General features: G+C 45.4%; 12 protein-coding genes. 3 read left to right on the forward strand and 9 right to left on the reverse strand.

Annotated elements, in window-relative coordinates; genetic code table 11:
- Positions 1-10 precede the first annotated feature (10 nt).
- Positions 11-1,120, forward strand: a complete 1,110-nt coding sequence (locus LMH68_RS10240) for a PilT/PilU family type 4a pilus ATPase (protein WP_229648165.1) — start codon at positions 11-13, stop codon at positions 1,118-1,120.
- A 74-nt stretch (positions 1,121-1,194) separates the two neighbouring features.
- Here the strand turns inward: LMH68_RS10240 and LMH68_RS10245 are convergent, their stop codons facing one another.
- From LMH68_RS10245 to metK, 9 genes are all read right to left on the reverse strand, one after another.
- Positions 1,195-1,332, reverse strand: a complete 138-nt coding sequence (locus LMH68_RS10245; RefSeq protein WP_229648164.1) for a hypothetical protein — start codon at positions 1,330-1,332, stop codon at positions 1,195-1,197.
- A gap of 99 nt (positions 1,333-1,431) precedes the next feature.
- A complete protein-coding gene (ruvX, locus tag LMH68_RS10250) occupies positions 1,432-1,854 on the reverse strand; it encodes a Holliday junction resolvase RuvX (RefSeq protein WP_004735480.1) in 423 nt (140 codons plus the stop codon).
- A gap of 60 nt (positions 1,855-1,914) precedes the next feature.
- Complete coding sequence (locus LMH68_RS10255) at positions 1,915-2,478, reverse strand: YqgE/AlgH family protein (RefSeq protein WP_017062239.1); 564 nt, start codon at positions 2,476-2,478, stop codon at positions 1,915-1,917.
- Between the two features lie 116 nt (positions 2,479-2,594).
- Positions 2,595-3,545, reverse strand: coding sequence for a glutathione synthase (gene gshB / locus LMH68_RS10260; RefSeq protein WP_004735482.1), 951 nt, complete (start codon positions 3,543-3,545; stop codon positions 2,595-2,597).
- Between the two features lie 9 nt (positions 3,546-3,554).
- Positions 3,555-4,286 (reverse strand): 16S rRNA (uracil(1498)-N(3))-methyltransferase, encoded by a 732-nt coding sequence (gene rsmE / locus LMH68_RS10265; RefSeq protein WP_017062238.1) that lies wholly within the window; start codon positions 4,284-4,286, stop codon positions 3,555-3,557.
- A gap of 153 nt (positions 4,287-4,439) precedes the next feature.
- A complete protein-coding gene (locus LMH68_RS10270) occupies positions 4,440-5,171 on the reverse strand; it encodes an endonuclease (RefSeq protein WP_017063198.1) in 732 nt (243 codons plus the stop codon).
- A gap of 96 nt (positions 5,172-5,267) precedes the next feature.
- Positions 5,268-5,768, reverse strand: a complete 501-nt coding sequence (locus LMH68_RS10275) for a SprT family zinc-dependent metalloprotease (protein ID WP_017062236.1) — start codon at positions 5,766-5,768, stop codon at positions 5,268-5,270.
- 80 nt (positions 5,769-5,848) lie between these two features.
- Positions 5,849-6,646, reverse strand: coding sequence for a DUF2189 domain-containing protein (locus tag LMH68_RS10280; protein ID WP_017062235.1), 798 nt, complete (start codon positions 6,644-6,646; stop codon positions 5,849-5,851).
- A gap of 368 nt (positions 6,647-7,014) precedes the next feature.
- The gene (gene metK, locus LMH68_RS10285) at positions 7,015-8,169 is read right to left on the reverse strand and encodes a methionine adenosyltransferase (RefSeq protein WP_017062234.1); all 1,155 of its coding nucleotides are present in this window, start codon (positions 8,167-8,169) and stop codon (positions 7,015-7,017) included.
- A gap of 357 nt (positions 8,170-8,526) precedes the next feature.
- Between metK and tkt the strand changes: the two genes are divergently transcribed.
- Together tkt and epd are read left to right on the forward strand one after the other, a co-directional pair.
- Positions 8,527-10,521: a transketolase gene (gene tkt, locus LMH68_RS10290; RefSeq protein WP_229648163.1), complete on the forward strand. Its 1,995-nt coding sequence runs from the start codon at positions 8,527-8,529 to the stop codon at positions 10,519-10,521.
- A 211-nt stretch (positions 10,522-10,732) separates the two neighbouring features.
- On the forward strand, positions 10,733-11,782 hold the full coding sequence (gene epd / locus LMH68_RS10295) for an erythrose-4-phosphate dehydrogenase (protein WP_032545627.1): 1,050 nt from the start codon (positions 10,733-10,735) through the stop codon (positions 11,780-11,782).
- Positions 11,783-11,879 lie beyond the last annotated feature (97 nt).

The following is an 11,879-nucleotide window of genomic DNA, read 5'->3' on the forward strand; positions in this document are numbered from 1 at the left end:
GGTGGACACAATGGAATTGAATCAAATCCTTGAGGGAATGCTTTCTCAAAAGGCATCGGATCTTTATATCACGGTTGATGCGCCAATCCTTTTTCGTGTGGATGGTGAATTACGCCCCCAAGGAGAGAAGCTGAATGCGGCTCAAGTTGCTCAATTACTTGATGCGATGATGGAACAAGACCGACGTGATGAATATCAGCAAACGCGTGAGGCTAATTTTGCGATTGTGCGTGACTTTGGTCGTTTTCGTGTCAGTGCATTCTTTCAGCGAGAGCTACCTGGAGCGGTCATTCGACGTATCGAGACTAACATCCCAACCTTTGAGCAACTAAAGCTTCCTGATGTACTACAGGACCTATCAATAGCTAAGCGCGGACTTGTGCTGGTGGTTGGTGCGACAGGCTCTGGTAAGTCGACCTCAATGGCAGCAATGACAGGCTATCGCAACACCAATCGCTCGGGACATATCTTGACGGTTGAAGACCCGATTGAATTTGTGCATGAACATAAAAAGTGCATCGTGACACAGCGTGAAGTTGGACTCGACACCGAGAGCTATGAAGTCGCGCTTAAGAACTCGCTACGCCAAGCACCAGACATGATCTTGATTGGCGAAATCCGTAGCCGTGAGACCATGGAATACGCGATGACCTTTGCTGAAACGGGTCACTTGTGTATGGCAACCTTGCACGCCAATAACGCTAACCAAGCGCTAGAGCGTATTCTTCATTTGGTGCCGAAAGAGCAGAAAGAACAGTTCTTGTTTGACCTATCGATGAACCTGCGTGGTGTCGTCGCTCAGCAACTCATTCGCGACAAGAATGGCAGCGGGCGTCATGGTGTATTCGAGATTCTGCTGAATAGCCCTCGTGTTTCTGACTTGATTCGTCGTGGTGAACTGCACGAACTGAAAGCAACCATGGCTAAATCGAAAGAGATAGGTATGCAGACCTTTGACCAAGCTTTGTATGATTTAGTGATAGCAGGCAAGATCAGCGAAGAGGATGCGTTCCACAGTGCCGATTCTGCTAATGACTTGCGCTTAATGCTCAAAACTAGACGTGGTGATGACGACTACGGAACTGGGGCGTTGGCTAGTGTGAAGATAGATATGGGGTGATAAAAAACGCCTGATTTGATTCTAGGTTAAAATCAGGCGTTCATCATATTCATCGTTCGACTGCGTCTGTATTATCAACGCTTCTTGTTCTTAGGCTCGCTGATTACGTCTGCGTCAGTCGAAGTATTATTCATATAACCTGCATTATTGGAGCTTGTCGAACTGCACGCTGATATTGCTAGAGCTACGAAGATTGCTAGAAAAATTTTCATGTGAACTCCCACTTACCTAATAATGAATTGCTTCGACATTACGTCGTAATATCATTATAGGATCACAAAGGAGTTTAATCTTTGAGCTCTTAATTTTCGTTATGAATATTGTGCTTCAAACCAGCTCTCTAAAATGACGACTGCAGACTGGTTATCGACATTGCCTTTGCTTAGCGCTTTATAGCCGCCCATTTCAAAAAGGTCGGCCCTTGCTTCTGTCGTAGAAAGTCTTTCATCATGCAGTTCAACATCGACACCAAAGCGCCCTTTTAGGCGATTGGCAAACTTCTTCGCCCTTGGTGTAATCGCGGCTAGATCTTTACCATGAAGATCGGTAGGAAGACCAACCACGATAAGATTCGGCTGCCACTCCTTAATTTGCTTTTCGATATCGTCCCAATTTGGGATGCCATCTTTGGCTTTAAAAGCTTTTAGAGGGCTTGCGGTGCCCGTGATTTCTTGTCCTATCGCACTACCGATACTTTTTGTACCGTAGTCAAATGCCATAATTGTTCGTGACATGGGGTTTCCAAATTTATCTGTGTTTGAGAGTGTCTGTTTATTTTACTTAGTTGATTTGAGCTAGGCGTGACCAGCGTCTGCTGAAAGCTGAGCTGCATTAATGCCTAACATCTGTACAGCGACTTTCCAGCGGTCAGAAATCGGTGTATCGAAGATGACCTTCGGGTCGGCTTCAACGGTTAACCACGAGTTCTCGGTCAGTTCGGTTTCCAGTTGTCCCGGTTCCCATCCTGCATACCCAAGTGCGACTAAATAATTCATCGGCTCATCTTCTGTGCCCAACACCATCAAGATATCTTTTGAGGTTGTCACTGAGATTTGATCCGTCATGCTGATACTGGATTGATAGTTGCCTTTAGGTTTGTGCAAAATAAACCCACGGTCTTCTGCGACCGGTCCACCATTCAATACAGGCTTATCAAGACTTGCTTGGTTGGGTTTTGGCTGATCAGAATCAACCTCAACTTGCTTAAGCATGCTACCGACAGTGACATCAATAGGGGCGTTGATCATCAAACCCATCGCGCCTTCGTCATTGTGCTCACAAAGGTAAATCACCGAATTTTGAAAGTATGGGTCTTTCATTCCGGGCATAGCAACCAGAAAGTGGTTCGTTAAATTCATAGAGCCTCCTGCCAGTGTGTTCCCAGTAAAGGAAAAAGAGCGGCGTAAAGCCGCTCATTGTTCTTTGCCTAGATATTTCTGTGTTTTCGAATAGCTAAGGCTTTCTTTAGTTTAGGCTATTTAGCGTTAACGCGACGCTCAATTGCATCCATTAATTTACCTGTAACTGAAATATCAAAAGCGGCTTCAATTTCACGGATACAAGTAGGGCTAGTCACGTTAATTTCAGTCAGCTTGTCGCCGATAACATCAAGCCCAACAAAGATTAAGCCTTTCTCTTTCAGTGCTGGAGCAACTGCTCTTGCGATAGCCCAGTCTGTTTCACTTAGAGGACGAGCTTCACCTGTACCGCCAGCAGCAAGGTTACCTCGAGTTTCCCCTTTTGCAGGAATACGCGCTAGACAGTAAGGCATTGGCTCACCGTCAACCACAAGAATACGCTTATCACCATTGCTGATGTCTGGAACAAAAGTTTGTGCCATTGCGTAGTTCTGACCGTGGTTGGTCAAGGTTTCAATAATAACTGATACGTTTGGATCGCCTTCTTTCACACGGAAGATAGACGCGCCGCCCATGCCATCAAGTGGTTTTAGAATCACGTCGCCGTGTTCTTCTCGGAACGCTTTAATTTTTTCAGCTTTACGAGTCACGATGGTGGTCGGTGTCAGTTCAGGGAACCATGCCGTGAACAACTTCTCGTTACAGTCACGTAGGCTTTGTGGTTTGTTGACGATCAGTGCGCCGTTCTCTTCAGCACGCTCAAGAATGTAAGTTGCGTAGATGTACTCAGTATCAAACGGAGGATCTTTACGCATTAGTACCGCATCTAAATCGGATAGCGCGATAGTCTGTTCTGATTTGAACTCGTACCAACCGTTTGGATCTTCTTTTAGTTCAACAACCTTAGTGTCAGCAATGGCTACGCCTTGATCTAAATGTAGATCATCCATTTCCATGTAATGGATTTCGTAACCACGACGCTGAGCTTCAAGCATCATGGCAAAGCTAGAGTCTTTTTTGATGTTAATGGATGAAATTGGATCCATTACGATGCCAAGTTTGATCATTTTTTTCTCCTAGCCTAGATCGCCAAAACGGACTTGTAAGGCAGTAATTGCGGTTAGAGCTGCTGTTTCGGTACGAAGTACACGTGGGCCGAGTAGCGTCTCTTCAAATTTGTATTGTTCTGTCATGCCGATTTCTTCAGCCGACAAGCCACCTTCAGGGCCGATCAATAGGCGTACCTTACTGATAGGTTCTGGAAGGGTATTAATTGAGTATTTTGCACGAGGATGTAAGTTCAGCTTTAATGCTTCACTCGGTTCGCTACACCACTCTTCAAGTTGCATGATAGGGCGAATGACTGGAACCGTATTGCGGCCACACTGTTCACACGCCGCGATAGCAATCTTTTGCCACTGTGCGAGTTTTTTCTCGAAGCGTTTTGTATCAAGCTTAACGCCACAGCGCTCTGAAATTAAAGGGGTAATGGTGTTCACACCAAGCTCAACCGATTTCTGAATCGTGAACTCCATTTTGTCGCCACGTGAAATCACTTGGCCTAAATGTAAGTCTAACGGAGATTCGCTGCTGCGTTCGATGCGTTCAGAAACATTAACGGTGACATTTTTCTTTGATACTTCGGCTATCGTCGCAGGGAATTCAGCGCCACTGCCATCAAATAGAAGGACTTCTTGGCCTTCTTTCATGCGAAGGACACGACCAACATGACCCGCGGCATCTTCGCCTAAAGCGAGTGAACCTAACTGATGAATGCGTTCTGGGTGATGAATACGAGGGATTCTCATGCTGGTAAACCTATAAATATGTTCATTTGGGTATTTTGTCTCTGCCTAACATGGATGCTTTTAGTTGAAAAAACAAGGGTAGAGCAAGAGTTTCAGGGGCAATTCTGAAACTCTTGTTTGAGATAGTTAGGAATGTTGATTGTACGAGCGACGTTATTTACAAGCAGGGTAAACAAATGGGTTGTGATTACCTTGGATGGCATAGATTCGCTCATCACGAGTACATTCCCACTTGTCGACAGGAAATTGCTTGTTCCACGCCATCATTAGGTTGGTTTGTTGCTTAGATAGTTTGAAACCATACTCTTGGCTCATGTAAAGGTAAGTACGCGCGATAGAGCCTTTTGCTCTGTCTGGCGGCATGACTTTACGCTGCTTGAAGTTGACCTGCATTTCACACTGACCATAGCTCACACCATCCATGCCATTCCACTGACTGAAGTTGTAGTTGGAGCGATCACCGTTAACCTCGCCAATGGCCGGAGTTAGGTTGTGAAGGTCGGCTTCCATGGATTTGAATATTTTGTCATTGCGAGTGCAGTTCTTGCGCCCACCATCTTGCCAACACTGACGCTGGTGGCCAAATTGCCAAGCTGGAACCACGTGTTCCCACTCAATTCGACTCGCCCGCTTTTGTTGTTTTCGGACTTGATAGCCACAGCCATCAAGGTCGGGAATCCCTTTCTTTTTGTCCTTCCATGTAATGTCACAGCCGCAATAAAATGAAGTCGGATGGTCGAGGTAAATCTTCACCGCTTCTCTTTTTGCTTTGGAAAATGAGCTCGGTGGTGCGGCGAGAACGCTTTGGGTTACCAGTAGGCCAAATACTATTGTTAAGTAAAAAGATACAGGTAGGCCAAATGCTTTGAAGGTGAGTTTTTGCATAGAAAAAGACTGATAAAAGTATGATAAACATCAGTCTAGCACTCAAATGTTAAATCTCTCTATTAGATTTGTTCTACCGAGTAAATCAACCTGTCACTAGCTTAGTTGAGTTCCCGTGAAAGCTAAGGTTTGCTGGCACAATTGGCAGCGGTAGGTCGATTGATTCCGAAGTACTTTGTTGTGTCGTCTGATTGATAATGGGTAAGTGGTGCACTCACATCGATATTCAAAGGTTTTCCCTTGAACTGACGCGATTTCAAAGCTGTGAGTTGTTCTGGCTGGCACGTTGAATACTTTTTCCATCACGTATTTCCACTCGTTTCCGTGAGGCCTAACACGTCCGAAAACCTGATGCGTGATCAGGTGTGCGAGTTCATGTGGCACAACCTCGTTGATGAAGGCATCTTCATTTTCAGAAAATAGTACGTGGTTGAGCTTAATTTCGTTGAGCTGAAGGTAGGCCTTTCCCGCCGCTTTGCCTCTTAACTTGAAGGTGATAGTTGGGTGTGGAAATTCACGAGAGAAATGTTGATTTGCGATAGCTAGGCATTCGGCCAATTTCTTATTTGCTCGGTGTTGTTGCGGGGTGTAAGACAAACGTTGTTAACTCCAAATAAAAGGCCTCAGCGTTTAAACCAAGGCCTAATCATAACATTGCTTGTTGATCTAGCGATGCTTTACACGTGATGTTTTTTCTTAATGATCTCGTGATAAGCGTGCCATGTAGCATAGCCAAGTAGCGGCATGGTGACGATCATTCCGATGCCGTAGGTGGCAAAACCCACCAAAATACCGGCACAAATAATACTCGCCCAAACCACCATTGCAGGGATGTTCGATTTCACGGCATTAAAGCTAGTGAAAATCGCACTCATCACATCAACGCGTCTCTCCATCATTAACGGAATTGAAAATGCTGAGATGCTAAATATGAGGCTTGCGATAACAAAACCAATCACAGAACCCGTAATTAAGAAGGGAGCGAACTCAGCCAGTGGTGCGCCTTGCACTGAAGGGTAGAGCGCGTGCAATAACGCAGCGATACGCATCCAGAATATCATCGCAACCATCAACACAATCGCAAAGGCCCATTGGTGGGTCGAGTTGCGAGTGATGGCTTTCATTGAGTGCAGTAGGCTGGCGTTATGGCCTTTTTCTCTTTCCCAAGCTGCGTCATACAAGCCTAGGGCAAGAAACGGCCCTATCAGCATGTACACGATCAGGCTTGGCATCACGACTAAGTGTGTTCCTTGCCATTGGACAAGTTGAACAATCGCAATTGCCGCTCCCATAAAGCACAATCCGTAAAATGCGCTGATTAATGGCATTCTTACTAAGTCATGCAGAGCAAGCGACAACCAATGAAAGGGTGCGGAAATACTGATTTGGTTGCAAGGAATGGTGCGAGCGTAATCCTTATCGCTGACCTTGTGTTTTTTATCGTTCAGTTCGGATGGGTGCGCGGTACGAGGCATAGATCCCCCTAGTTAAATAACGTCCTAGTTATAATTCCATAAGGCTCATCGATGTGGCTTGTGTGAGAGTTATGGTGTTGAGCTAAATTGCTCTTTGTCATCCCAGTTATTGTTCTAGCGTGCATTTAACGAGCGTTATCAGACTGAATTAATTTAAGTTAAATGTGAGCTTGATCGCCTAGGAGTTACCTTAACTATTGTCAGTAGTGCTAGAAAACACAAATTATCAGCGGCTTTTTATACTAAGTGGTTAACGGTAAAGAAGGGCGTTAGGGAAGGGTATTGTGAGTGAAAGTTCGGTAAGTACATAAAAATAAAGCCCTTACTAAGCAGTAAGGGCTTTAAAGGAACACATCGCAGTGGCTAAATTATTTTAGGCCAGCGAAGTCCGCAAGGATTGCTGCTTTGTCAGTCGCTTCCCAAGGGAACTCTTCACGACCGAAGTGACCGTATGCAGCAGTTTGCTTGTAGATAGGCTGAAGAAGGTTCAGCATCTCTTGAAGGCCGTATGGACGTAGGTCGAAGTTTTGACGAACAGCTTCAATGATGATTTCGTGTGCTACTTTCTCAGTACCGAACGTTTCAACCATGATAGATGTTGGATCAGCAACACCGATAGCGTAAGACAGTTGAATCTCACAACGGTCAGCCATACCAGCAGCAACGATGTTTTTCGCAACGTAACGTGCTGCGTAAGCTGCAGAACGGTCAACTTTTGATGGATCTTTACCTGAGAATGCACCGCCACCGTGACGAGCTGCGCCGCCGTAGGTATCAACGATGATCTTACGACCAGTTAAACCACAGTCACCCATTGGGCCACCGATTACGAAACGGCCTGTTGGGTTGATGAAGAAGTTAGTATCTTTGTTGATCCACTCAGCAGGAAGTACTGGCTTGATGATTTCTTCCATTACTGCTTCGCGTAGGTCAGGCGTTGTTACTGAATCACAGTGTTGAGTAGAAAGAACAACAGCATCGATACCAACGATCTTACCTTGGTCGTATTGGAAAGTAACTTGAGATTTCGCATCTGGGCGAAGGAAGTCAAGCTTACCGCTCTTACGTACTTCAGCTTGCTTCTTAACAAGAAGGTGAGAGTAAGTAATTGGAGCTGGCATTAGGATAGGAGTTTCGTTAGTCGCGTAACCAAACATGATGCCTTGGTCGCCTGCGCCTTGCTCTTTAGGGTCTTCTTTATCAACACCTTGGTTGATGTCTGGAGACTGCTTACCAATTGTGTTTAAAACAGCACAAGAGTCAGCGTCAAAGCCCATGTCAGAATGAACGTAACCAATTTCACGTACTGTTTCACGAGTGATTTCTTCGATATCAACCCATGCAGACGTTGTTACTTCACCGCCAACCATAACCATGCCGGTTTTAACGTAAGTCTCACAAGCAACACGTGCTTTTGGATCTTGTTCCAAGATGGCATCAAGAACAGCATCAGAGATTTGGTCTGCAATTTTATCTGGATGGCCTTCTGAAACAGATTCAGAAGTGAATAGGTGCTTAGCCATGAGAGCTCCACTTTTAGTTTTTGGTGTAAATAGTTTATGGCGTCGCAAGCTAGGAAGCGCCGCCATTAAATACAGTATATTTTGTAGGTGTTTCTACATCTAGACGGCTATTCTAAATTCCAGCGGTCGAATTACAAGCTCTTTTTTATGATATGTCATAACTAATCGTTTGCGTATCGATCGAGATAAGCCACTGCCAAGTGATGTAAATGTTCGAAAATTGCGAAAAATGACCGTTAAAATGCCAGTAAAACGTTTGCAGTCGCAATAGTCGTTTGAGAGAATACCCGCGCTAATAAAAATGAAAACTTTAGCAATTATCTCTTTTTTAAATCGCTTATGTATCCAGGAGCAGACATGCCTTCTCGTAAAGATCTAGCCAATGCAATCCGCGCACTTAGCATGGACGGTGTTCAACAAGCAAATTCAGGCCACCCAGGCGCACCTATGGGCATGGCTGACATCGCTGAGGTTCTTTGGCGTGGCCACTTGAACCACAACCCAGCAAACCCAGAATGGGCTGACCGCGACCGTTTTATCCTGTCTAACGGCCATGGTTCAATGTTGATTTATTCTCTGCTTCACCTTGCAGGTTACGAGCTTTCAATTGAAGACCTGAAAAACTTCCGTCAACTGCACTCTAAGACTCCAGGTCACCCTGAGTACGGTTACGCTCCTGGTATCGAAACAACGACTGGTCCTCTAGGTCAAGGCATCACTAACGCTGTTGGTATGGCAATGGCTGAGAAAGCACTGGCGGCACAGTTCAACAAAGAAGGCCACGACATCGTAGACCACTACACTTATGCATTCATGGGTGATGGCTGTCTGATGGAAGGTATCTCTCACGAAGCATGTTCTCTAGCAGGTACGCTAGGTCTTGGTAAGCTGGTTGCTTTCTGGGATGACAACGGCATCTCTATCGATGGTGAAGTTGAAGGTTGGTTCTCTGACGATACACCTAAGCGTTTTGAAGCATACGGTTGGCACGTAATCCCAGCAGTAGATGGTCACGACTCTGATGCTATCAACGCAGCGATTGAAGCGGCTAAAGCGGATCCTCGTCCAACGCTTATCTGTACTAAAACTATCATCGGTTTTGGTTCTCCAAACAAAGCGGGTACGCATGACTGTCACGGTGCTCCACTAGGCGCTGATGAAATCACAGCAACTAAAGCAGCATTGGGTTGGGAACACGGTCCTTTCGAAATCCCAGCAGATATCGCAGCTGAGTGGAATGCGAAAGAAGCAGGCGCAGCGAAAGAAGCAGCGTGGAACGCGAAGTTTGACGCATACGCAGCGGCTTACCCAGAGCTAGCAGCTGAATTCAAACGTCGTACTAACGGCGAGCTACCCGCTGAGTGGGAAGAGAAAGCAAACGCAATCATTGCTGATCTTCAAGCTAACCCAGCAAACATCGCTTCACGTAAAGCATCTCAAAACGCACTAGAAGCGTTTGGTCAAATGCTTCCAGAATTCATGGGCGGCTCTGCTGACCTTGCGCCTTCTAACCTGACTATGTGGTCTGGTTCTAAGTCTCTTGAAGCAACTGACTTTTCTGGTAACTACATCCATTACGGTGTACGTGAATTCGGTATGACGGCTATCATGAACGGTATCGCTCTGCACGGTGGTTTCGTGCCATACGGCGCAACGTTCCTAATGTTCATGGAATACGCGCGTAACGCAATGCGTATGGCTGCTCTGATGAAAGTTCAGAACATCCAAGTTTACACGCACGATTCTATCGGCTTAGGCGAAGATGGCCCTACTCACCAACCGGTTGAGCAGATCGCTTCTCTACGTCTGACTCCAAACATGAGCACATGGCGTCCATGTGACCAAGTTGAATCTGCAGTGGCTTGGAAACTGGCTATTGAGCGTAAAGATGGTCCTTCATCTCTAATCTTCTCTCGTCAAAACCTTGCACAACAAGATCGTAATACTGAGCAAGTTGCTAACATCGCTAAGGGTGGTTACATCCTGAAAGATTGTGAAGGCAAGCCAGAGCTAATCATCATTGCAACTGGTTCTGAAGTTGAGCTTGCAGTTGAAGCTGCTGCACAACTAACCGCTGAAGGTAAAGCTGTACGCGTAGTATCTATGCCTGCAACTGACGCATTCGACAAGCAAGACGCTGAATACCGTGAGTCTGTACTTCCATCTGATGTTACAGCGCGTATCGCAGTAGAAGCTGGCATCGCTGACTTCTGGTACAAATACGTTGGCTTCGGTGGCAAGATCATCGGTATGACAACGTTCGGCGAATCTGCACCAGCAGGTGAGCTATTCAAGATGTTCGGTTTCACTACTGAAAACGTAGTAAACACAGCGAAAGAGCTTCTTGCTTAATCATTGACTGATGGCCTGTGCTAACAGTTAAATGAAGGAAAAACCGAGCGCTGAGCTCGGTTTTTTGTATCTGGGATTTGTTTCTTCTAGGCTTATCTCTACAAGCAACAGATTAACCTGTCCTAACTAAACGGGGTTATTCAAGTAATGCCTTTTGGGTAGGATTCAGTTATCATCTGTTGCACGAAATTTTGGTTAGATGTACGGAAATATGCTAAAAGTCGCGATAAACGGATTTGGAAGAATAGGGCGTAATGTATTACGCGCTGTCTATGAAAGTGGCAAAAGCCAACAAATCAAAGTAGTAGCTGTTAATGAGCTTGCTCAGCCTGACGCTATGGCTCACCTATTGCAGTACGACACCAGTCACGGCCGCTTCGGTAAGAAAATCTCTAACGATCAAGAGCACATTTATGTCCATCATGGCATTGGTGCTGAAGACAAGGGTGAGTTTGATACCATTCGTATCTTACATCTTGCTGATATTGAGCTGTTGCCTTGGCGTGACCTTGAGGTGGATATCGTTCTCGATTGTACCGGTGTTTATGGTTGCCGAGATGACGGCCTCGCGCACATTGCTGCAGGGGCGAAAAAGGTACTGTTTTCTCACCCCGGTGCCAATGACCTCGATAACACCATTATCTATGGTGTGAACCACGATACCATCGAAGCGGACCACCAAATCGTTTCCAATGGTTCGTGCACCACCAACTGTATTGTCCCTATCATTAAGGTTCTTGATGACGCCTTTGGTATCGAGTCCGGTACGATTACGACTATTCACTCTTCAATGAATGATCAACAAGTTATCGATGCGTACCACAGCGATTTGCGTCGTACTCGAGCAGCAAGCCAATCGATCATTCCTGTCGATACCAAGTTGCATAAAGGTATTGAAAGAATCTTCCCGAAATTTTCCAACAAATTTGAAGCTATATCTGTGCGTGTGCCGACGGTAAACGTAACAGCGATGGATTTAAGTGTCACAATTAATGCAAATGTGAAAGTTAATGACGTAAATCAAACCATTGTTAATGCATCCCAGTGTACATTACACAATATAGTTGACTATACTGAAGCGCCGCTCGTTTCCATCGACTTTAATCACGATCCCCATAGCGCAATCGTTGATGGTTCACAAACGCGAGTGAGCAACGGCCACTTAGTTAAAATGCTAGTGTGGTGTGATAATGAATGGGGCTTTGCGAACCGAATGCTGGATACGGTTCTTGCAATGCAAGCTTCTGAAGGCAAGAAGTAAGACCTAGAAGCAAATGTGCGGATTATTTATTTTTTAGCTTGAAATAAATACTAAGAGTCCACATATTATTAGTAGTGAAAGAATTACCAGTTGAATA

It is taken from the genome of Vibrio sp. F13 (assembly GCF_020806305.2).
GTDB classification, from domain to species: domain Bacteria; phylum Pseudomonadota; class Gammaproteobacteria; order Enterobacterales; family Vibrionaceae; genus Vibrio; species Vibrio crassostreae_C.